The organism is Nonomuraea sp. NPDC050451 (assembly GCF_044458585.1).
On record NZ_JBITHZ010000014.1, the window covers coordinates 82,883 to 105,432 of the forward strand.

Annotated in this window: 16 protein-coding genes; 5 read left to right on the forward strand and 11 right to left on the reverse strand. The window is 71.8% G+C overall.

The annotated features are described in order from the left end of the window. Positions 1-6 precede the first annotated feature (6 nt). The gene (locus tag ACIBI9_RS35510; protein WP_397228615.1) at positions 7-888 is read right to left on the reverse strand and encodes a thiamine pyrophosphate-dependent dehydrogenase E1 component subunit alpha; all 882 of its coding nucleotides are present in this window, start codon (positions 886-888) and stop codon (positions 7-9) included. A gap of 178 nt (positions 889-1,066) precedes the next feature. Here ACIBI9_RS35510 and ACIBI9_RS35515 point away from each other — a divergent pair, with 178 nt between their 5' ends. After that, entirely contained in the window at positions 1,067-1,867 is an 801-nt protein-coding gene (locus ACIBI9_RS35515) for an SHOCT domain-containing protein (protein ID WP_397228617.1), read from the forward strand. 6 nt (positions 1,868-1,873) lie between these two features. Here ACIBI9_RS35515 and ACIBI9_RS35520 read toward each other — a convergent pair whose 3' ends face one another. The 5 genes from ACIBI9_RS35520 to ACIBI9_RS35540 all read right to left on the reverse strand — a co-directional run bounded on the left by ACIBI9_RS35520 (position 1,874) and on the right by ACIBI9_RS35540 (position 9,197). Beyond that, complete coding sequence (locus ACIBI9_RS35520; protein ID WP_397228619.1) at positions 1,874-2,362, reverse strand: hypothetical protein; 489 nt, start codon at positions 2,360-2,362, stop codon at positions 1,874-1,876. 106 nt (positions 2,363-2,468) lie between these two features. Continuing rightward, the gene (locus ACIBI9_RS35525) at positions 2,469-2,882 is read right to left on the reverse strand and encodes a cupin domain-containing protein (RefSeq protein ID WP_397228621.1); all 414 of its coding nucleotides are present in this window, start codon (positions 2,880-2,882) and stop codon (positions 2,469-2,471) included. A 129-nt stretch (positions 2,883-3,011) separates the two neighbouring features. After that, the gene (locus ACIBI9_RS35530; RefSeq protein WP_397228623.1) at positions 3,012-4,496 is read right to left on the reverse strand and encodes an FAD-dependent monooxygenase; all 1,485 of its coding nucleotides are present in this window, start codon (positions 4,494-4,496) and stop codon (positions 3,012-3,014) included. A 161-nt stretch (positions 4,497-4,657) separates the two neighbouring features. After that, complete coding sequence (locus ACIBI9_RS35535) at positions 4,658-4,948, reverse strand: hypothetical protein (RefSeq protein ID WP_397228625.1); 291 nt, start codon at positions 4,946-4,948, stop codon at positions 4,658-4,660. A gap of 856 nt (positions 4,949-5,804) precedes the next feature. Beyond that, the gene (locus tag ACIBI9_RS35540; protein ID WP_397228627.1) at positions 5,805-9,197 is read right to left on the reverse strand and encodes a phosphodiester glycosidase family protein; all 3,393 of its coding nucleotides are present in this window, start codon (positions 9,195-9,197) and stop codon (positions 5,805-5,807) included. Positions 9,198-9,302: 105 nt separating this feature from the next. Here ACIBI9_RS35540 and ACIBI9_RS35545 point away from each other — a divergent pair, with 105 nt between their 5' ends. Continuing rightward, the gene (locus tag ACIBI9_RS35545; RefSeq protein ID WP_397228629.1) at positions 9,303-10,502 is read left to right on the forward strand and encodes a cytochrome P450; all 1,200 of its coding nucleotides are present in this window, start codon (positions 9,303-9,305) and stop codon (positions 10,500-10,502) included. Here ACIBI9_RS35545 and ACIBI9_RS35550 read toward each other — a convergent pair. The 5 genes from ACIBI9_RS35550 to pulA all read right to left on the reverse strand — a co-directional run bounded on the left by ACIBI9_RS35550 (position 10,422) and on the right by pulA (position 19,106). Further along, positions 10,422-12,593, reverse strand: a complete 2,172-nt coding sequence (locus tag ACIBI9_RS35550; RefSeq protein ID WP_397228631.1) for a hypothetical protein — start codon at positions 12,591-12,593, stop codon at positions 10,422-10,424. The two genes, ACIBI9_RS35545 and ACIBI9_RS35550, sit on opposite strands and share 81 nt — an antisense overlap. Before the next feature lie 62 nt (positions 12,594-12,655). Beyond that, positions 12,656-14,872, reverse strand: a complete 2,217-nt coding sequence (locus tag ACIBI9_RS35555) for a hypothetical protein (RefSeq protein ID WP_397228633.1) — start codon at positions 14,870-14,872, stop codon at positions 12,656-12,658. A 69-nt stretch (positions 14,873-14,941) separates the two neighbouring features. Beyond that, positions 14,942-15,664 (reverse strand): VIT1/CCC1 transporter family protein, encoded by a 723-nt coding sequence (locus ACIBI9_RS35560; RefSeq protein ID WP_397228635.1) that lies wholly within the window; start codon positions 15,662-15,664, stop codon positions 14,942-14,944. A gap of 139 nt (positions 15,665-15,803) precedes the next feature. Then, the gene (locus tag ACIBI9_RS35565) at positions 15,804-16,385 is read right to left on the reverse strand and encodes a hypothetical protein (protein WP_397228637.1); all 582 of its coding nucleotides are present in this window, start codon (positions 16,383-16,385) and stop codon (positions 15,804-15,806) included. A gap of 192 nt (positions 16,386-16,577) precedes the next feature. Continuing rightward, complete coding sequence (gene pulA / locus ACIBI9_RS35570) at positions 16,578-19,106, reverse strand: pullulanase-type alpha-1,6-glucosidase (RefSeq protein ID WP_397228639.1); 2,529 nt, start codon at positions 19,104-19,106, stop codon at positions 16,578-16,580. Positions 19,107-19,368: 262 nt separating this feature from the next. On the opposite strand from pulA, the gene ACIBI9_RS35575 reads away from it, so the two are divergent. Genes ACIBI9_RS35575 through ACIBI9_RS35585 form a run of 3 tightly spaced genes read left to right on the forward strand, consistent with a single transcriptional unit; the run spans position 19,369 to position 22,490 of the window. Then, complete coding sequence (locus ACIBI9_RS35575; RefSeq protein WP_397228641.1) at positions 19,369-20,652, forward strand: extracellular solute-binding protein; 1,284 nt, start codon at positions 19,369-19,371, stop codon at positions 20,650-20,652. A 3-nt stretch (positions 20,653-20,655) separates the two neighbouring features. Next, positions 20,656-21,642: a carbohydrate ABC transporter permease gene (locus ACIBI9_RS35580; protein WP_397228643.1), complete on the forward strand. Its 987-nt coding sequence runs from the start codon at positions 20,656-20,658 to the stop codon at positions 21,640-21,642. Then, positions 21,639-22,490 (forward strand): sugar ABC transporter permease, encoded by an 852-nt coding sequence (locus ACIBI9_RS35585; protein WP_397228645.1) that lies wholly within the window; start codon positions 21,639-21,641, stop codon positions 22,488-22,490. The genes ACIBI9_RS35580 and ACIBI9_RS35585 overlap by 4 nt, the downstream gene beginning before the upstream one ends. The last annotated feature ends 60 nt before the right edge of the window (positions 22,491-22,550 follow it).

Sequence of the window (22,550 nt, forward strand, 5' to 3'; positions counted from 1 at the left end):
CGACCGTCACGCCGGCGTCCAGACGGACGGCGGCCGGGCGGCGACCTCGGCCGCGATCCGGTCGATCCGGGTACGGGCCTCCGCCTCGATCCCGGCCGACTGTACGGGGTGCGCGGCCCGGTAGGCGGCGTACCAGTCGACGCGGGGGAAGTCCGGCGGCCGGGTGTCGTCGCCCTTGCTGTGGGGGCCGAGGCGATGGGTGGCGAACTCCACGACCAGCGGGCGGGACTCCGTCCGCACCCGGTCGACGAGAGGCGCCAGCTGGGCACGTATTTCGTAAATTTCCGTAATGTCCACCCGGTGGTGCGCCACGCCGAACGCCCGCGCCCGCCCCTCCACCGTGCCCGCCATCTGCAGCCCCGTCGGCGTGGACTGGGCGATGCCGTTGTGCTCGACCACGACCAGGAGCGGGAGCCGCCAGAGCTGGGCCAGGTTGAGCGCCTCGTACACGGCGCCCTCACCCCAGGTGCCGTCGCCGATGTAGACGCAGGCGAGCGCGCCCGGCTCGTGCCGCTTCAGCCGCAATGCGACCCCGGCCGCCACGGGCAGGCTCTGGCCCTGCACGCCGGTGGACAGGTAGCGGTCGCGCTTCAGGTGCTGGCTGCCGCCGACGCCGTCGCAGATCGCCCCCTTCCTGCCCATGATCTCGGCCAGCAGCCCCTCCGGGTCCTCGAACCTGGCCAGGTAGTGGCCATGGCCCCGGTGGTTGCTGAAGACCCAGTCGCTCTCGCACAGGAGGGTCCGCAGGGAGACGGGGACGTACTCCTGGCCGAGGCAGGTGTGGGTGGTGCCGTTGAGCTCCCCTCGCTCGAAGAGCGCGAGCAGCTTCAGCTCGAAGAATCGGATCAGCAGTGACAATGCCAGGTCGTCGTCAGAGAGTTTGTCCATTTGGTCTCTCGAGCACCAGGAGAACCTCCTGAAAGGCTAACAATCCGCATATTTTCCCGTCCAGAGCCGCCTCAAGCCTCGATGGAACGGTCCGATTCTTCCTCAAACGGATCCCTGACCGAGATCACCGATCGTTACTGTGACACCGATCCACCGCCCCACTGACGGGAGCAAGCCGATGTTCGGGCGTTATCTGAGGTCGCAGCTGATCGTCCTGCTCTGCGGAGGGCTGGTCGGGCCGATCTTCGTGATCGTCTACTTCGCGCTCGGCGTGGCCGAACGCGAAGAGATCCAGTGGATGTTGTACGTCGGGCTGGTGCTCACGGTGTCCGACGTGCTGATCGCGCTGCTCATCGCCCGCCACGGCGCGAAGGCGGCCGCCAAGACCGCCGCCCTGGAGCGGAACGGGGTGCTGACGCTCGCCCAGATCACGGGCATGTCGGAGACCGGCACCAGGATCAACAACCAGCCGCTGATCAGGCTCGGCCTGCACATCGAGGGCCCGGGGTTCGCGTTCGACACCCAGGACCGCGTGCTCGCGAGCGTGACGCGGACGGGCAACTTCAACGCGCGCCGGCTCGTCGTACTCGTCGATCCGGCCACGCACGAGCATCAGATCGACTGGGAGCGCAGCGCTCTGGTGAACGGGCTGATGCCGGCGAAGTTCAACCTGGCCGAGGACAACAGGACCTACGACCTGAGCGGGCAGGCCGGCCCGCTGATGGAGATCCTGCAGTTGCTCAAGGCCAACGGCATCCCGCTGAACGGCATGATGGACGTGCGCTCCAGGCCGGAGCTGCGCCGGCAGATCCAGGCCGTGGTGCGCCGGGCCGCCGCCCAACCGGCGGCCGGCGCCGCCTCACCGGCCGAGCGGCCCGCCGCCCAGCGCCTGGAGGAGCTGGAGGCGCTCCGCGCGGCGGGGGCGATCACGGACGACGAGTACGCCGCCAAACGGCAGCAGATCATCTCCGAGATCTGAGGCTGCTCACTTCGACAGGTAGAGGGTCTTCCAGGTGCCCGCGTACTGGCAGACGAGGGACGGCTTGGTGGACTTGGACTCGGAGCAGACCTTGAGCTCGACCTGGTAGACGTCCCGGTAGGAGAACGAGAAGCTCTTCGGGGCGCGGTACGAGCAGTCGCGCACCGCGTGCTGCCGGAACGGCAGGTTGTTCCCGGAGCGGTACGTGATGCGGAAGACCGCCCAGCCGCAGGTGGCGGCGCGTCGGGTGTGGTCGTACACCTTGCCCGAGACCCGGACGGCGTCGGCCGTCGGCAGGTCGGCGTGGTCCTCCCCCGCGGCCGTCAGGGTGCCCACGGCGTGGGCGGAGCGCCCCGGCGCGTAGTACGGGCCCCACGCGGCGGCGGCCGAGCCCGCCGCCGTCGCGGCCTGGGCGGCGGGGGCGACGGTCGTGACGGCGGCGATGGTGGCGGTGGCGGCGACGGCCAGGCCGGCGAGGGTGCGGGAGATCGTCATCGGGGGGCGTCCTTTCTTGGCGAGATGACGACAATGTGCGATACGCCGATTTCAGGTGACTTGCCGCCGGACCGACATACGCTTTCAAGCGCCTTGCGCCCGCGGATCACCCGGCGGTGGGGCGCGGGGCGCGCAGGTGGGCGCGCTGTGCCAGCTCCTCCTCGTCGACGAACGTGAGCATCGGCTGACCCGGCGCACACAGCATGAACACCACGAACTTGGTCGGCGCGTCCGGCAAGGCGTTGCCGTCCTGGTAGTGGATCACGTCGCCGCCCGGCTCCCAGAACGTCTCACCGGCCTCGACCACGCGCTCCGGCTCGCCTTCGAGCTCGAACCGTATCGCGCCCTCGATCACGTAGCCGAATGCCGGCCCCGCGTGGCGGTGCGGAGCAAGGCCGGGGTGGCCGGGAGGCCACTCGACGAGGATGGTCATCCCCGAAGCACCGTCGGGAATGAAGGGCGGCTTGATGTCCGCCAGGATGTTGAATCCGTCCCCCGCCGCTGAGTCCTTGTTCGACACGGCAGTACACCTCCCTGGTCCTGCCCGGAACGGACGATCTGGCGTCGGCCACCCGGTGTACCGACCTGTGTACCCACATACGTGCAGGTCAGGCCGATATAAGGGCACAGAGCAGGTGAACGCCGGCCGTCACCGGGGCAGCCTCGTCCGTACCGGACCGGGCACGGACGGCTCCGGCGGCAACCCGCACCATGTCGCCAGGGCGGAACGCAGGCCGAAGACACGGGTGGCGGGATCCGCAGCGGTGCTCGCCCAGGCGATGTAACCGTCCGGACGGACCAGCATGGCGGGCAGGCGGGCGCTTCTCGGCGTGGCGTGCCTGACCCGCGCCAGCGGAAAGCTCCCCGTCACGGCGGGCTCGTCGGCGGGAGCCAGGAGCACGAAGCGCCCGTCACGCAGCGCCTCGTACAGCCGCGTCGCGTAGCCGGTCAGGAGAACGTCGGGGACCCGCCGGCCGACCAGCGGGTGCGACCCCCGGGGCGCGGAGTAGGAGATGGCGAGGCCGGAGATGGCCTCCCGCAGCCGGCGGGCGGCCGGCGGGAACCGGTCCATGATGATCGGGAGCGTCGCGCGCATGACCCTGTCACGCCGGGTACGGGCCAGGGCCGTGGTGAGCAGGCGGCCGCTGAGTCGTACGATCATGCTGCCCACCGGATGCCGTTCGGCGTGGTAGGTGTCGAGCAGGCCGTCCGGCGCCCAGCCCTGGACCGCCGCGGCGAGCTTCCACCCGAGGTTGGCCGCATCCTGCAGGCCGGTGTTCATCCCCTGCCCGCCCGCGGGCGAATGCGCGTGCGCGGCATCGCCCGCCAGGAACACCCGGCCCACGCGGTAGCTGGGAACCTGCCGCTCGTCACTGTGGAACCTCGTCAGCCAGCGCACGTCGTGCAGGCCGAGGTCGCTGCCCATGACGCTGCGGACGATGTCGCTCACCTCCTGGAGGGTGACCGGCGCGCTGCTGGGAAGCTGCCGCCGCCGGTCCCAGGCGATGATCCGGTACCGCCCGTCTCCGAAGGGGGCGATGAAGCAGAAGCCGTCGGCGCCGGTGTTGAGGGCCAGTTCACGGGTCGGGGCGTGGCGAAGGCGGACGTCGGCCAGCATCACCGACTCCACGGCGGAACGCCCGAGGAACGGAACGCCGAGCGCGTCCCGTACGACGCTGCGCACGCCGTCGGCGCCCACCACGAATCTCGCCCGCCGCGTGTGTATCGTGCCGTCGATCCGCATGCTCACGTCCACGCCGTCGGCGTCCTGGCGGAGGCCGACGACCTCGACCCCCCGCATGACCTCCACGCCGAGCCTGGAGGCCCGGTTCTCCAGCACGTGCTCGGTGTTGTACTGGGGGGTGCACAGCAGGAACGGGAACCGCGACCGCAGCAGGGACATGTCGAGTTCCAGGTTGCCGAACAGCGACATCGTCCTGAAGACCGCGCCGGTCTCGATCAGCTCGTCGGCCACGCCCCGGGCGTCGAGCTGTTCCAGCGTCCTGGCGTGTACGACGAATGCCCGGGACAGCTTCGAACCTCGAAGCTCCCGTTCGACGATCATGCACGCGACGCCTCTCGCGGCGAGGTCACCCGCGAGCAGCAACCCCGTCGGGCCGGCTCCGACGATCATCACATCAGTGTCAAAGAGCGCCATCAGCGTCTCCAGTCTCCTATGAGCGCCTTGCGACGTGATCGCCCGGGAGGAGACGGCGACTCGCTGCTATGAGTGCGTTTCCCTCGATAGTACGACCGGCCCCTCCCGGCTCCCCGTGGCGGGCCCGCGCATGACCGCTATCTGAGCTCATAGATCAGGAATGTGTCCTTGCCCTCCTGGGCCAGGACCAACAGTCCGGTGGTGCCCGGTATAGGGGCGATGCGCCCCACGCGTCCCCGGGGGAGAGCGGCTCTGGTCCACCGGCCTGCTCGGAAGTTGAGGACGTACGATCCGCCGCGATCGGGGTTGACCCCGATCCACACCCCGCCCACTTTGTCCGCCCGGATCTCGTTGAGCGTCGTCGACTCGATCGGCAGTTCCGCCTGCTGCCAGGATGCGCCGTTCCAGTGCAGGACGACCCTGCGCACGCTCGGCCCACCCCCACATGGAGCGACGCTGCCGAGGGCCCACACCTCGTTCCTGACGCCGGCAGCCAGTTCCCCGAGGTTGAGTGCGGGTTCCGACCTGGACGAGCCCCCATATCTCGCCGGCCTCGGCCGCGGCGACGTCCTCCACCAGGTCGAGGTCGCCGAACTCGAACGTGGCCGGCTTGTGCACCCTCCGCCACGAGAGGCCGTCCCAGCGGCTGAGGGCGGCCCCCGAGTAGTCATCCGGACCACCGGTCTCGGCGACCCACACCTCGTTCCGGCTCGCGATGGCGACCTGGGCCGCCTCGTATGAGCTTCGCCACGGCCGGGCCACCCACCGGCCCTCGACCAGTTGCCATGGACCGTTCGCATCGTATGCGTCGAACAGCCATAGATCGTCCCCGGCCGGCGAGGTGGCGAGCGTCCCGAAATACCTGTTCAAACCCTTGGGCAGGACGGCAGGCCGCCAGGACGCCCCGTCCCACCGCATGAGGGAGAGGGCAGCCGTGGGCTTGCGTTGGACCATCGACCAAGCTTCGTTCGGGCCCGTCGCGGCTATCGGCCCGTAAACCCCCGCTCCTCGCCTCTCATGTGTCAGCCGCCAGGTGACTTTCGCCTCTTCCACCTGCGAAGCGGGCTTCTGCTCGACGGCACCGCAGCCGGCCAGCAGCAAGAGGATCACAACGAGGAATCTCACGAGAGATCACCATAAGGGGGTACGGCAGGGCGCGGATCAGGGCTTCCGCCGACCGCGCCGTTCGGTGCACGACCCGGTGTGCGGGCGGGCCGCCGCAGCACGCCGCGGCGGCCCGTACAGAGGCCCTCGCGGTCATCACTGCGGCGGCCCGCCCGGAGGTCAGGCGGCGGCCTTGGCGGTCAGCGCCACGGTGGCCTGGCGGGTGACGCCGCTCACCGTGACGGCGACCGTCACCTGCCCCCGCCGCAGCGCCGTCAGCGTCCCCGTGGAGGGGTCGAAGTAGGCCACGTGCCACGGCTTGACGCCGTCACGGCCGCCGACGTGCAGGTTGGGCGAGCCGGACCACGCCGCCGAGACCGGGTAGGCCGCCGGGACCGTACGGCTCCCCTGCTTGACCGTCGCCGTCACCGCGCCGGGCGCGCCGATCGCGACCGTCGCGGGGGCGGTGAGCACGAGGTCGTCCACGTGCGGCCGGACCTGCGTGCCGATCCAGCCGGGCGCGTCGGCGAACCAGTTCCGCCGCACGTGCTCGGCCTCGGCCGCCGTCACCGGGTCGACGCCCCACAGCGACCACCCGGTGAACCCGCCGTCGTCGGGCGCGGTGGCCGGGTTCTTGCCGGAGTTGCCGTTGATGAAGTACGGCACCGCGTCCACGTGCGAGGCGTGGAACGTCCCCACGTGCGCCCCGATGTACGCGGCCCCCTTGCCGGTGGTGCGCTGGAAGTCCGCCAGCCAGCCCTCCACCAGGGCCGCCTCCTTGCGGTCGCCGAGCTGGCTGCCCTTGCCGGGCGTCGGGTCGCGCGGCGGCACGTGGAACAGCACCGCGACCGAGCCCACCGACGCGTCGGCGGCGGCCTTGTCCAGCTGGGACCGGAGCATGGCCACCTGGTCGTAGCCGCCGCCCCGCAGGTTCAGGCGGGAGGTGTCCAGGGTGATGAAGCGCGTCCCCTTGTGGTCGAAGGTGCTGTACGTGTCGCCGAAGACGGCCCTGAAGTTGTCGATCTTGCCGCCCATGACCTCGTGGTTGCCGGGAATGTAGTGATATTCCAGGGTTCCGCCGAGCTCCTCGTCCAGGATCTTCTTGGCCAGCGCGAAGTCCTCGGGCGACGCCTCATCCACCAGGTCACCGTTGATCAGCAGGAAGTCCGGCTTGGCCGCCTTGATCTCCCGCAGCGTGCGGCGCGCGTTCTTGACGATGTCGCTGTCCGGGTCCCGGGCCACGAACTGCGCGTCCGACATGACCGCGAACCGCCACGGCATCCGGCCCACGTCCGCCTTGACCACCGGATCGGCGACCTTCGGCGCGGCGGGCGCGGAGATCGACGGCGGCACCTTGGCCACCAGGCCGTCGATGAGGATCTCGTTGGTGTACTTCGCGCCCGCCTTGGTCTCGGCCACGTAGAAGCGCCGCAGCTTGAGCGGGTAGTTGACGCCCGGCGGCACGGCGAACTCGACGTACTTCCACCCGGTCCACGTCATGTACGGCCCGCGCAGGATCTGCGACTGGCCGAGCGCGTCGTAGAACTCCAGGCTGGGCCACTCGCCCTTGCCGGTGGAGTTGATCCAGAGCCCGAACGCCTGCGGCTGGCCGTCCACCACGATCTGCTGCGGCGGGCTGGCGTACGCGGCCCGGGTCGCGGTCGAGGTGGTGAAGTCGTACGAGAGCTTGAGCCCGCCCCCGCTCTGACCGGGCGCCGCCGACAGCGAGCCGGTGGCGCGCGCGGCGGCGAACGTCCACGTGGCCGCGTTCTCGAAGTCGGCGACCGGCTTCTCCTCGAACCCGACGGTCACCGGCACCGCCGTGCTGATCTTGCCGACCTTGGCGGTGATCAGGCCGGACCCGTTGGCCTTCTTGGCCTTGACGGTGAAGTAGCCGTGCTCGGCCGCGGTGACCTCGAACAGACTCTTGTCGTAGTCGAGCGCGAGGTCGGCGGGCTCGATGGGCGCGGAGTTGCCGTTGCGGTCGTAACCGACCACGCCGAACGTCGCCACGCCGTCCGCGCCCGCCAGGCCGAGCCGGTCGGCGGTGGCGCCGAGCCGCTGGAGCGGCTGCAGGACGGTCAGGTCGATGGTCCCCTTGGCGCCGCCGCGGGAGGCGGTGACGGTGGTCTGGCCGGGCACCAGGGCGTGGAACTTCCCGTCGCGGACGACGCCGTGCACGGCCGGGTTGGACCGCCACGACGGCGTGCCGGCGGCCGGGCCGTACGTCTCGTCGTATCCGGCGGCGGTCAGCCGCCGGGTGAGGCCGGGGAAGACGCGGTCGGGGCGACCACCGGCGACCGGTCCGACGCCGGGCGCCTTGGCGGGGTCGCTCGCGGTCTCCAGCCAGAAGCCCTTGAGCTTGCCACTGCCCTCGGGCGCGTAGAGCGCGAGGCCGTTGGGCACGTGGCGCTCGCCGCCGTCGGAGGGGCTGTTCTCCACCTGGACGTCGGCGGAGCCGGGCTCGCGGGCGAGCATGGTGGAGGAGCCGCCGCCGTCGAGGTTGAGTGCGTTGGCGGCGCCGAGGTCGGCCATCATGGCGGCGAGCTCGTTGAGCGTGACGCCGCGGCTGTCGACCTGGCGGCCGTCCACGGTCAGCAGGTACATCTTCCTGCCGTCGGCCGAGAACCCGACGGCGGTGCGGGGGTGCGCGGCGGGGTCGGTGGAGTTCTGCACGACCCCGTCCTTGACCAGCACCCAGTTGCCGCCCACGGCCGCCTTGACCTGGCTGCCGTCCGACGACTTCGGCTGGTATCTCACGTCCACGCGGTCGCCGGCCTTGAGGGCGGACAGGACGGTGGCCCCGGCGTCCCGGCCCAGCAGGATCGTGGTCCCGGCGGGGATGGGGCCGGTGCCGGCGGACGTGCGTACCTCGGAGACCACCCCGTCCACCAGGACGACCTCGGCGACGGACGTGGCGCCCTCGACGGCGCGGGCCCGGTTGTACGAGCCCCACAGCGGCGTGAACAGCCCGACGCCGCCGCTGCGCACGATCTGGTTGAACTGGGTGAGCGCGATGGGCGAGCCGCCGGCCGGGGTGGCGGTGCCCTCGAAGTACATCTTGAGCACGCGGCCGAGGCCGTCGCCGCTGATCGCGACCGCGTTCTCGTGGCCCGTGACGGGCGACTGCACCAGCGAGCCGTCCTGCACGCCGATGCCCTGGGCGGCGCCGGAGTTGTTGATGTCGAAGAAGTCGCCGTTGACGGCCGCGACGGCGTGCGCGCGCTTGGCGGGCCCGGACAGCGGCTCGGTCTTGGACACCTCACCGGAGTACAGGTAGTCGGCCTTCGCACCGCCGAGGTCGGCGGTGACCGCGTCCGCGCGCAGCCAGCCGAGCGCGTCGTAGGTGTCGAAGGAGGTGAGCGAGATGCCCGGCGCCACCGGCCGGGTCCTCTTGGCCGTCTCCAGCCGCTGCCCGGCCTCCTGGGCGAGCAGCGTGGACGGCGGCGGGTAGGACGACGCCTTGAGCGCGTCCTCTACGGGGGGCGCGGGATCGGCCTGCGCCGGGGCCGCGGCCAGGGTGAGGGGGCCTAACGCGAGCACCGACGCTGTCAGGATTCTGAGGGACTGCACGACCGAACTCAATCGCTCGTGGATATAACTTTCAAGACTTAAGAGTGAACTAAAAGAAAATTTCAGATCTTGTCGGCCCCCGACCAGGCTTGCAGGATGGTACGCGTGGATCGAGAGGCGCTCTACCGCGACCCGTATCCCGTCTACGCCAGGGCTCGCGCCGCGCCGGGGCTGACCTTCGTCGAGGAGCTGGACGCCTGGCTGGTGGCCCGGCACGCCGACGTGCGCGAGGTGCTGGGGCGCCCGGACGGCTTCTCCTCCAAGGGCGCGCTGCGGCCCGACGTGATCCCGGGCCCGCGGGCGTTCGCGGAGCTGGCGGGCGCGCCCGGCACCGCGCCGGTGGTGCTCAGCACGGACGGCGAGGCGCACGCGCGCTACCGCCGGCCGCTCACCCGCGGCCTGTCCCCCGCCAAGGTGGCGGCGGCGCTGCCGTTCGTCCGGGCGACGGCGGGCGACCTGGTCGCGTCGTTCGCGAAGGCGGGCACCCGGCGGCACGTGGAGTGGATGTCCGGGTACGCCAGGCCGCTCCCGGCCGCCGTGATCGGCCACCTGCTCGGCCTCGACCCGGCCGACGTGCCCGCCGCGATCCGGGCCGGCAACCGGGCCGAGGACCTGCTGTTCACGCCGATGTCAGAGGACGACCAGGTCGCCGCGGCCCGCGAGGTGGCCGCGCTGCGTCACCTCTTCGCGGCGCACGCGGCCCGGTCGAGGACCGCCGAGAGCCTGACCGGCGAGCTGTCGCGCGGCCTGGCCTCGGGCCCCGGCGAGCCGGCGCCGGAGCAGCGCGACGAGATCGTGGCCAACACGCAGAACGTCATGCTGGCCGGCCACCTGACCACGACCGCCCTGCTCGGCACCGTCGTGCACCGCCTGCTGCGCGAGCGGAGCCAGTGGGAGCTGCTGTGCGAGCGGCCGGAGCTGGCGGGCGCGGCGATCGAGGAGGCGGCCCGGTACGAGGCGCCCGTGCAGGGTTTCCGCCGCACCGTCACCAGGCCGCTGGAGCTCGCGGGGACCGCGCTCGGCGAGGGCGAGACGGTGTTCGTGTCGTTCGGCTCTGCCGGGCGGGACGAGGGGGTGTTCGAGCGGCCGGACGAGTTCGACATCGCCCGGGAGCCGGTGCGGCACCTATCGTTCGGGCACGGCGTGCACGGCTGCCCGGGCGCGCTGCTGGCCCGCGAGCAGCTCAAGGTCACCCTCGAGCTGCTCGTACGCGAGCTGCCCGGTCTACGTCTCGCCGGCGAGGACGTCGTCATGGCGGCCACGCTCATCCACCGGGCCCCCGAGGAGCTCCACATCGCCTGGTGAGTCCGGCTCCCCCGCCGAAGGCGGTGGGTCCGGCTCCTCCGCCGAGCGCACGCCCGCGTGCAGCACCAGCGGCACGGCCAGCGCGACCGCCATGGACAGCACGGCCGTGCCCGAGTCGTTGACCAGCATGCCGACCACGCCGCTGACCAGCGCCCCGACGAGCCCGGCCCGCAGCATGGGCGCCCGCGCGAACGCCTTCGGCACGATGCCCGCGCTGATCTGCCCGGGCCGCAGCACGGCGAAGACCAGGAACGCCAGGCCGGCCAGCACGATCGGCATGAGGTTCGGGGAGAGCATGGTGTTGAGCATGGCGCCCAGCTTGCGCCCGATCATGGGCAGGAACGTCCCGTCGATCACCTGCCCCACGAACCGCCCCAGGTGGGTCTGCGAGGCGGGCGGGCGCAGGTGGTCGAGCACCGCGATGATCGACACCGCCACCCCGCCCAGCACGCAGAACGCGGCCAGCTTCACCACCGACACCCGCTTGCCCGCGACGAGCAGCGCGGTCACCGCGATGCCCGGCACGAACGCGATCACGCCGCCGAAGTCGCTGCCCACGCCGGGCCAGCCCGCCAGCAGCATCGCCACCACGCCGAGCCCCGTCACCCCGGCCACGGCCAGCCGCTTGCTGCCGACGCGGACGAAGTGCTCGGCGGCCACGGCGGTGACCATCAGCACGGCCGTGGCCAGCAGCGCGAACGGGATGTTCGCCAGCCCGTAGTAACGGCCGCCGACCACGGCGGTGTAGCCCATCAGGCTGTTGAACTGCAGCGTCGTCCCGGTCAGCAGGTCGCCCACGAGCACGGCGGCGGTGGTCGCCGCGACGGCCGCGGGCGGGCCCAGCGGGTCGCGCCGCCACGGGCCGCCGAGCGCGACGCCCGCGATGATCGCGGTGCACGCCAGCACCCCGCCGATCAGCGTCGGCACGGGGTACGGGCTGCGCTCCCACGGCACCAGGTTGACCGCGTACGTGGAGACAGGGAGGGAGGCGAGCACGATGGCGGCCACGCCGACCCCGCCCAGCCGCCTGCGCCTGGACAGCAGGAAGTAGGCGAGGGCGTAGAAGGCGACCTGGACGATGGCGAAGGCGGTGAAGAAGACGCCGGTCGTGCCGCGTACGGCGGTGCCCTTGAGGTCGGCCCTGCGCAGGTCGTCGATCGTGGTGCGCTCGCCGAGCTGCCACGGCAGCCCGATCACGGTGGAGGGCGTGGCGATGCCCGCCGCGTTGAGGAGCGTGGGCGTGATGTCGGGCAGCACGACGATGTCGTCGCGCCGGGTGGAGTTGGCCCCCACCGACGGCCCGGCGACCTGCCCGTCCGGCGCGGCCGCCATGCCCGGGCGCTTCCACATCGCCACGCGCAGGTGCGGCACCGAGCCGTGGTCGCCGATCCCGGCCAGCACGATCTCGGTGTCCGCGGGCAGCTTGTCCAGCGCCGCGCCGACCTTGGCGTCGGCCTCGCGGACCAGGGCGCGCCGCCGCTCCGGCGCGAGCAGCTCGGGCTCCAGCGGCAGCTTGCCGTCCACGATGTACGGCTTCACCAGCACGTCGACGTCCACGGCCAGCATCCGGCAGCGCGACCAGTCGGCCAGCCCGGCGGGCTCGGCGGCGTACAGGTCGACCTTGCCCGCCCGGTCGGCCAGGGCCAGCGCCGCGCCGGGCCCGACGGCGGCCGTGCACTGCCCGGCGGCGTGCAGGGCGTTGCCGAGCGTGCCCGCGTAGGTCCCGTCGCGCAGCTGCAGCAGCCCCGCGACCTCGGAGACCACGGCCCCGGACCCCTGTACGACCGGCTCGGGCGGCATCCCGCACCGGCGCCCGACCGCCGACCGCACGCCTGACGCCACGGTCAGCCACCCGTCGTACGCGCAGGTCACGGTGCCCACGGCCTTGACCGACAGGGATCCGATCCCGCTCTGCCCGGCCAGCCGCCACAGCCGGGGCGTGTCCGCCGGGTCGAGATCGTCCCACGTCAGCCCCGGCACCCCGATGAACGCCACATGCCCTCCGGCGTCCTCCTGCCCTGCCGTCTGCCCTGCTGCCTGGGCGGGCGGGGCGGCCCACCACAGGGCGGACGACACCAGGAGCAACAGCACCCACCTCACCGACCAACCCCCGCTCTTGTTGGAAACGCCCGAAACCCTACCGGGCCGGGGGCTCAGGCGAGGGGCTTCGCGACGATCAACCGGCCGAGCGCCTCGTCGTACTCCGGATCGAGCCAGTAGTCCGAGTGCCAGCGGGCCTCGGGCAGGGGTTCGCCGGGGGCGGGCCGGTGCGGGTCCCAGCAGAACACGTCCACGCCGTTCGGGGAGCCGGGGGCGAGGGGGTCGACGCGGCCGAAGACGGGCCCGCCGATGGGGTCGCTCAGCCGGTAGAGGTTGTACCAGGGGACGGCGTCGCGTACGGCCGACAGCCCGCCGGTGCCGAAGTAGGCGGGGAAGAAGGCGGCGTACAGGCGCCGCAGCGGCGAGCCGTGGGTGAGCATCCTGACCCGGGCCCGCACCTCGGGCCCGAGCTGCAGCACCAGGGCGGCGGTGATGACGCTCCCCTGGCTGTGCCCGGACAGGACCACCTCGTCCCGCCCGCTCCTGGCCAGCCGGCCCACGCGGTCGATCAGCTCGGGCATGACGCGTTCGGTGTAGCACGGCGGCGCCAGCGGGTGGATGGCGCGGGGCCAGAAGGTGGAGATGTCCCAGAGGATGCCGATCGTCCGGCGCAGCCCGGAGTCGCTGTACGTGCGGCGGCCGAGGAAGACCAGGCCCACGATGACCGCCGCCATGGCCCAGCTCCCGAGCGTGGCGAGCAGCCCCACGATCCCGCCGGTCGGGGTGAACAGGTGGAACTGGTAGATCACGGTCGCCGCGGCGAACCCGGCGACGCCGATCCCGGTCAGCACGGCCAGCACGAGCCCGGCGCGGTCGGTCAGCGCGGCGAGCGCCCACTTCTCGGCCACCGCAGCGCCGTCGCGCTCGCCGTAGAGGGGCGTCAGCTCGGGGGTCAGGCGGCCGGCGTCGGACCCGCGGATCGCGTACAGGGTGACGGCCAGGCCGGCGAAACCGACGGCCAGCAGCGGCACCAGCGCGGCCGTCCACCACACCGGGTCGTCGAGGAAGAGCTTCTTCCCGACCGGGTCCGGGGAGGCGGAGGTGCCCGGGACGCCGAAGAACGTGGCGGTCCAGAACAGCAGGCCGAGCGCCAGCACGTTGGCGCTGCCCGCGGCCACCATCAGCACGAACCACGCGGCGATCCCGCCCATCGCCCGGGGCTCGCCGGAAGCGCGGTCCATCCAGGCCAGCACGCAGGTGGCGACCAGGATGAACGCCCCGATCCCGACCGTGAGCGCGAACTGGAACGTCCCCACCCCCACGCCGGGAAGCTGCCGCCCGGGCGCGCCCGGCGCCATCCCGGCCAGCGCCGCCCCGAGCGTGGCCAGGCACACCAGCGGCGCGAGCACGCGCAGCGCCCGGCACGCGAACGTGAGCCAGCCCGGGATCCGCTCGTCCGAGCCGGGGTCCAGCCGCCGGGCGATCGCCGGCAGCACGACCAGCACCGCGGCGGCCAGTTCCACGGCCGCGTTCGCGACGGTCAGGGCGAGCCCCAGCGGAGTGCCCGCGAACGGCGCGGCCACGGCCACCCCGATCGAGGCGATCGCGAAGCAGACGTGCACGACCCGCAGCCGCCACACCGGCGCGTCGCCGTGCCACAGGCGCGGCCGGGCCAGCGGCAGCTCGGTGCCGGTCGAGCCGTCGGGCGGCACGGCCGTGCGCTCGTCCCGCAGCCAGGTGCGCCGGGCGATCCACCACAGCAGCACCACGACCAGCAGCGGGACCAGCGCGGTGACCGCCAGCCGCCTGGACGGCTCGTTGCCCCACAGCGCGCCCAGCCAGTGCACCCACACGGGCGCGGTGTCGTAGGTGCAGGCCCGCCCGGTCGCGGTGCACTGCCAGCCGACGAGGTCCACGCTGGCCCGCGTGACGGCCCCGACGAGGGTCCCGGTCAGCAGCAGGGCGAACAGCCGCTGCGCCGCCTCGGTCACGTGCCGCAGGCCCGTGCCGCGCGCGGGTCTGGGGAGCATGAAGTAGGACAGGTTCGCCAGCGCGAACGGCAGCAGGAGCAGCCACAGGGCGATCGTCTTACCGCCGGAGGTGAGGCCGCCCCACGCGTACGCCTCCCGGTGGCGGGAGTCGGGCACGTCCGCGTGCTCGCCGTCCGGCGGCCCGTCGGTCCACCAGCGCCGGTAGAACCCGGTGGTGCCGTCGCCCGCGACGATCCAGGGGTGGGGATGGTTCAGCATGCCCTCGGGGGGTGTGCCGGAGACGCCGTGGACGCGCAGCTCGGTCACTCCCGAGCGGGTCTCGTCGAGGAATCCGTCCATGCCGACATGATCCCGCCAGGGGTTCATCACGTACAGTCACGAGAATGTCACACGTTCCGGGCGGGGTCCCTACGAGACGGTGACGCCCAGCAGATGCCCGAGCCCGAACGTCACGGCGGCGGCCCCCGCGCCCAGCGCGAGCTGGCGCAGCCCGCCCAGCCACCACGGCCGCGCGGTCATGCGCGCCACCACCGCCCCGAACCCGAACAGCGCCAGCACGCTCACCACCATGGCGACCACCAGCCCGGACGCCCCGAACAGGAACGGCACCAGCGGCACCAGCGCCCCGGCCGCGAACGCGCAGAACGACGACGCGGCCGCCACGTACGGCGAGGGCAGGTCGTCGGGGTCCACACCCAGCTCCTCCCGCACGTGCACCCGCAGAGCCTGCTCGGGATCGGCCGACAGCCCCTCGGCCACCTTCCGCGCGAGGTCCTCGTCGAGCCCCTTCGCCCGGTACATCGCCGCCAGCTCCGCCTGCTCGCCCTCGGGATTGCGGGCCAGCTCCCGCCGCTCGACGGCGATCTCCGCCCGCATCAGCTCGGTCTGGGACTTCACCGAGGTGTACTCGCCGGCCGCCATGGAGCAGGCACCCGCGATCAGCCCCGCGACCCCGGCCACCACCGCGCCGCGCCCGGCGCCGGCCGCGCCCACGACTCCGGCGATCAACGCGAGGTTGGACACCAGCCCGTCCATCGCCCCGAAGACGGCCGGCCGCAACCACCCACCGGTGACGTCACGGTGACTGTGGTGCTTCTCCGGCGAATAAGGACGAGTCAGCTCAATAGTCACGAAAATGCCTCCAATCCCAATATTTCATTGGAAATGTAGGCACAGGTCAGCAAGATCCGCAACGAAGGAGAGGCTTCCCTGACCAGCGAAGAAGCCCTATCAGGGGCGGCGCCCGACCCCGGGCGCCGCCGTGAACAGGTCAGGTGTGAGCCGGGGCCGGAGCGGTGCGCTCCGGGGTGCGGGTGAGGGCGGCGCAGTCGACGATCGCCTCTTCCAGCAGGCGCCGCAGCAGCGCGTCCGGGTCGGCGATGCAGGCCTGGACGATGCCCACCACCGACAGCTGCACCGCGTTCGGCGCCGCGTACCGGCGGAAGCCCTTCTCCGTGATCCTGGCCGCGCGGCTGAAACGCCGGGCCTGCTCGGCCGCGTGCGGCACCTCCTCCATCGCCCGGCGGCTCTGCTCGCCGAGGCGCCCCGACGGGGCCCCATCGAGCCTGGCGAGCATCTCCTCGGCCGCGAGCACCGACACCGCCAGCGCGAGCTGGCGCTCGGCCGCCGCCACCGGCAGGGCCGTCGTGGCGCAGCGCAGCGCGATCCGGGCGTCCAGCCTCAGATCGTCGCTGGTCAGGCCGATGATGGACGGGACGAGGTGGACGAGCTGGGCGCGGCTTTCGTCGCTGGTGTTGTCGTTGACCAGGCGGGCGAGTGCGGCCAGCAACGGGTGGGTGCAGGCCGGGTGGTCGCTCCACCGCTCTCCGGCCAGGTAGGAGGCCAGTTCCATGAAGCAGGCACCGCGTTTCGGATTGCGATGTCTGCCGCGGGACAGGACCGGCATGTGATCAAGGTGATTGTCCACGGGTGCTCCACTGCTCCACGCGATCGCCGTCTATCCAGTTTGCGCTGTCGCGATCGCCAACGCCAGTGATGTACGTTCTTCGTCCTGAATGTTCCCCCTACCCGAGCGGTCCCACCTCTATCCGGTGCCGGTTTTGCCTTCGGGGATCGCGACGAACACCGCCACCGTGCGGGCCGGGACCGTGAGCGTGCCGGTGCCCGGGTCGAAGGCGGACTCCCGGACGACCGGGTCGCCTGAGGCGGCCTGCACGGGGTGCAGCGCCACCGTCTGCCCCGCCAGCCGCTCCATCGGCTGGGCCTGCGTGGACGGGGTGGCGTTGAAGACCACGGTGACCGACGACCAGCGCGGGTCCAGCCCGGACGTGTCCGCGTGCATGGCGATCACGCCGTCCGCCGAGTCGGCGAACGTCAGCCGCTCGCGCACCTCGGATCCCAGCGCGAACGCCGGCGACGAGGCCCGGATCCGCAGTAGCTCCCCGAACCCGGCCCGGCACTGGCCGATCGCCGCGCAGCCGGGGAGCAGGGCCGGGTCCGCCAGCAGCGGCCCGGCGTAGGGCCATCTGGACTCGTTGTCGGCCCTGGGCGGCAGCCCGCCGCCGAACCCGTTGCCCAGCGAGCAGTCCCACAGCAGCCGGTTGAACCAGTCGCCGGAGTCGTAGGAGTTGCGGTCGAGGGACTTCGAGCGCAGCCGCTCGCTGCCGGCGTGCACGAACGCCGTCCCCTGCGCCAGCAGCACGGTGGCCAGCGACAGCACCTGCATGCGCACCCGGTCAGCCATCGGCGTCGGCTGCGGCAGCTTGTACGCCAGCGCGTCGAACAGCGTCTCGTTGTCGTGCGCGTCCACGTACGTCACCGTCTCGCCCGGCTCGGCCGCGTACCCGGCGGGCGAGCCGTTGAAGTCGATCTCCGAGCCCTTCTTCCCGGAGGGCAGCACGTAGTCGCGCAGGTTCCCGGCCAGCCCGAGCTTGATCAGGTCGGTGTAGCCGGCCAGCCGGGCCCGCTGCTGCTCGGCCGTGCCGTTGGCCGGGGCGCCGTTCGGCGTGCCCGCCAGGCCCGAGCCGAACCCCTGCACGCGCGGGTCGGCGTCGAACGGGGCGCCGCCGCGCACCGCGTCCCGCAGCCGGTCGCTGAACGTGCCGATGCCGGTCCCGGCCAGGTTGGCCTGCGTGGCCTGCTCGAACCTGGCCCCGTCGGCCACCTCGCCGAAGTTCCAGCCCTCGCCGTAAAGGATGATCGACCTGCCGTCCACGCCGTCCCTGTCCACGGTCAGCTCGTCGAGGGCGCGGCGGACGGCGAGGAGGTTGGCCTTCGGGTGGTGGCCCATGAGGTCGAAGCGGAAGCCGTCGATCTTGTACCGGCGCGCCCAGGTGACGACCGAGTCGACCACCAGCCGGCCCATCATCGTGTGCTCGGGCGCGGTGTTGGGGCAGCACGTGGAGTCGGCGACCCTGCCGTCCGCCAGCAGGCGGTGGTAATAGCCCGGCACGATCGGGTCGAGCACGCCGGTGGAGTGGGTGTGGTTGTAGACCACGTCCATCACCACGCGCAGCCCGGCCGCGTTGAGCGCGGCGACCATGGCGCGGAACTCCTTGATCCGCTCGTCGGGGTCCGTCGCGTACGAGCCCTCGGGCACGGTGTAGTGCAGCGGGTCGTACCCCCAGTTGAAGGAGTCGGTCGCGGCCGTGCGCGCCACGCACTCCTGCTGCCGCCGCGAGTCGGGCGGCAGCGCGGCGAAGTCGCAGGCGGGCTCGGTCCTGTCGGCCCTGCGCTCGGGCACCGTGGCGAAGTCGAACACCGGCAGCAGGTGCACGTGCGTCAGCCCGTCCCGCGCCAGCGCCCGCAGCTCCCGCATCCCGGCGGAGTCGAGGCCGAAGGCCGCGTACGTGCCGCGCAGCCCGTCCGGGACGGTGGTGTCGGAGGCCGAGAAGTCGCGCACGTGCAGCTCGTAGATCGTCGCCCGGTGCTGCGGGACGGCCGGGGGCTTGGCGAGCCGGTCCCAGCCGGGCGGCTTGAGGGCGGGGCTGTCGAGGTTGACGAGCCTGCTGCGCCCGCCGTCCGGGGTCACGGCCAGGCCGTACGGGTCCGTGACCTCGTTCGTCCCCGAGTGGAGCGTGACCAGGAACGTGTACTCGCGGCCCCACCACGTCGGCAGCCCGCGTACCGACCAGACGCCGGTCGCGTCGTCGCGCCGCATCGGGTGCACGCTCCGGCCGCGCCCATCAGTGGGGCCGTACAGGGCCAGCTCAACCTTGCGGGCGGTCGGCGCCCACAGCGACAGCCTCGGGATCACCCGCCCCCTGGGGCCGAGCGGGGCGGTGGCGGCCCCGGCGTAGAGGTCGTCGAGCACGCCGGGGAACTGCACGCCCGTCGCCGCCACGAGCTCGCCCGAGCCGTCCCGCGCCACGGCCAGGACCCGCTCGCGCAGCGCCGCGCGGACGAGGCCGCCGTCGCGCGGGTCCACTTTCAGCGCGGTGTATGACGCCAGGTGCGGCCACGCGCTTCGCTGCTCGTCGCTCAGCGTCCCGGGCGACAGCCGGATGACCCGCTCGGCGCCGCACGCCAGGGAGTGCTCGAACGACGGGTCGACCTGCCACGCCACCGTGTCGCGGTCGATCCAGTGGGCCCTCGCCTCGCCCTCGCGGATCACGACGCCTTGCAACCCTTTCTGGAAATTTCTGAAACCGCTGGGACCGCTCCCCGGCCGTCAGGGCGGCGGACACGCGGTTGGCAGGGCTCCACCATAGGGGACCACCTGCGAAAACGCCGGGGAACACGCGGTCCGGCGACCGGTCCGCCGGATCCGTGGATCAAGGTAACAACTTGCAAAACCTTACGTACCCATCTTTCAAGGAGCGTCACCTCGGCGTAACGTCCGGCGTGTTCCACCTCAAAGAAATGAGGAGAAGGACATGCGACGACTCTTACCCGCCGCAGCGGTCGTTGCGGCACTCGCCCTGGCGGTCTCCGCCTGCGGCGGTGGGAACGCGGCAGCCCCCACCGCGACCGTCTCCGATCCGTCGAAGGTCAGCGGCGAGATCACCTGGTGGGACACGACGCGGCCGGACAGCGAGGGGCCGACGTTCCAGGCGTTGATCAAGGCGTTCGAGGCGAAATATCCGCAGGTCAAGGTCAAATATGTGAATGTGCCCTCCGACCAGGCGCAGGGGCAGTTCCAGACCGCCGCGCAGGCGGGGGCGGGGGCGCCGGACGTGATCCGCTCGGAGGTGGCCTGGACCTCGCAGTTCGCGTCGCTGGGCTACCTGCAGCCGCTGGACGGCACGCGGGCGGTGGACAACGAGGCCGACTTCCTGCCCGGGCCGCTGAGCAGCACCAAGTACAGCGGCAAGACCTACGCGGTGCCGCAGGTCACCGACACCCTCGCGCTGCTCTACAACAAGCGGCTGCTGAAGGAGGCGGGGCACGAGGAGGCGCCGAAGACGATCGCCGAGCTGAAGCAGACCGCGCTCGACGTCAAGGCCAAGGCCGGCGCCGAGGGGCTGGCGCTCAACGTCGACTCCTACTTCCTGCTGCCCTTCATGTACGGCGAGGGCGGCGACCTGCTTGACGTGGCCAACAAGAAGATCGTGGTGAACTCGCCGGCGAACGTGCGGGCGATCCAGACCGTGGCCGACCTGATCGGCTCGGGCGCCGCGCCCAAGCCCGCCACGACGGAGAGCTACGCCAACGCGATGACCGCCCTCAAGGAGGGCAAGGCGGCGATGATCTACAACGGGCCGTGGTCGCTGTCGGAGATCTACCAGGGCAAGGAGTTCAAGGACAGGAAGAACCTGGGCATCGCGCCGGTCCCGGCCGGCTCGGTCAAGGCCGGCGCCCCCACGGGCGGCTGGAACCTGGCGATCTACGCGGGCTCGAAGAACATCCCGGCCGCCTACGAGTTCGTCCGCTTCATGACCACGGTGGAGGCCCAGGCGAAGATCGCCAAGGAGATCAGCCTGCTGCCGACCCGTACCTCCGCGTACGCCAACCCCGACGTGCAGGGCAACTCCGACGTCGCGGTCTTCAAGCCGATCATGGACACCGCCGTGGCGCGGCCCTGGATCCCCGAGGGCGGGCAGCTGTTCCAGCCGCTGCTGGAGGGCTACCAGTCGCTCGTCGGCGGCAAGGCCGCGCCCGCGGACATGCTCAAGAAGGTCGACGAGCAGTATCGCGGGATCATGAAGGACTGGAGCTGACCGGTGGCGGTCTCGACCGGACGGGTGGCGGCCGCGGGCGAGGGGGCTCGCGGCCGCCACGACAAGCCTGGGCGGTTACGGCGGGCGCTGTCGGCCCACTGGTACGCGTGGGCGATGATCGCGCCCGTGGTGGTCGTGATGGCGGTGCTGATCGGCTGGCCGCTGGCGCGCGGGGTGTACCTGTCGCTGACGGACGCCACCGAGGCCAACATCGGCCGGACCATCGGGGTGAACGTCATCCCGGCGACCTACGAGTTCGTCGGCCTGGACAACTATCTGCAGATCCTGACCTCCAGCCTGTTCTGGGACAAGCTCGCATGGACCGTCGTGTGGACGGTGGTCTGCGTGGGCCTGCACTACGGCATCGGCCTCGGCCTGGCCGTGATGCTCAACCGCAGGCTCCGCTTCCGCTCCGTCTACCGCGTGCTGCTGATCCTGCCCTGGGCGGTGCCCGCCTTCGTGGCCGCCTTCGTCTGGCGCTACCTCTACAACAGCGACTACGGCGTGATCAACGGCCTGCTGAAGGCGGCCGGGCTGCCCGCGGCGGGCTGGCTGGACGATCCCACCACGGCCAAGATCGCGGTGATCGCGGTGAACGTGTGGATCGGGGTGCCGTTCATGATGGTCGCCATGCTCGGCGGCCTGCAGTCGATCCCGGCCGAGCTGTACGAGGCGGCCGAGGTGGACGGGGCGAACTCGTGGCAGCGGTTCCGGGCGATCACGCTCCCCGGGCTGCGCCAGGTGTCGTCCACGGTGATCCTGCTCGGCACGATCTGGACGTTCAACATGTTCCCGATCATCTTCCTGGTGACGCGGGGCGGCCCGGGCAGCGAGACCGAGATCCTGGTCACCTACGCCTTCCGCGAGGCCTTCACCGGCGTGCGGAACTACGCGGGCTCGGCCGCCTGGGGCGTGATCATCCTCCTCATGCTGGTGGTGCTGGCGGTCGGCTACCGCCGCACGTTGCGTAGTCAAGGAGATCCCTGGTGAGCACGACGACGCGCGGGCGCGGCGAGCGCGGCCCCCTGGCCTCGATCGGCCTGCACGCGGGCCTGCTGCTCGCCGTGGCCGTCTCGCTGTTCCCGGTCGTGTGGCTGGTGCTGACTTCTCTCAAGCCGCGCGACAGCTGGCTGTCGGCGGAGCTGCGGCTCTTCGACCACTCCTCGTTCGACAACTACGTCCGCGTGCTGACCGCGACCGAGTTCCCGCGGTGGCTGCTCAACAGCGTGCTCACCGCCGGTCTGACCATGCTGGCCGGGGTGTTCCTGGCCGCTACCACCGGGTACGCCGTCAGCCGGTTCCGCTTCCCCGGGCACCGCTCCGTGATGTGGCTGCTGCTGATCACCCAGATGTTCCCGGTCGCCATCCTCATCGTGCCGCTCTACAACCTGATGGCCGGGCTGGGACTGCTCAACCAGATCCCCGGGCTGGTGATCGCGTACATGACGATCTCGGTGCCGTTCTGCGCCTGGATGATGAAGAGCTACTTCGACACCGTGCCGGTGGAGATCGACCAGGCCGCGATGGTGGACGGGCTGACCCCGTTCGGCACGTTCTGGCGGGTCGTGCTGCCACTGGCGCGGCCGGGGATCGCGGTGACCGCGTTCTACTGCTTCATGACCGCCTGGGGCGAGGTCGGCTACGCCACGGTGTTCATGTCCCAGGAGGACAAGCGCACCCTGGGGGTCGGGCTGCAGCAGTTCGTCGGCCAGCACTGGTCCGACTGGGGACTGATGACCGCCTCGGCCGTGCTCATCGCCATCCCGGCGGGCGCCGTGTTCCTCCTCGTCCAGCGCCACCTCATCACCGGCCTCACGGCCGGCGCGACGAAGTCCTAGGGCACGCCGGCGAGATGGTGCCGGCCGGTGGTGGCCCGCCTCAGCCTGGTCCCATTGGCC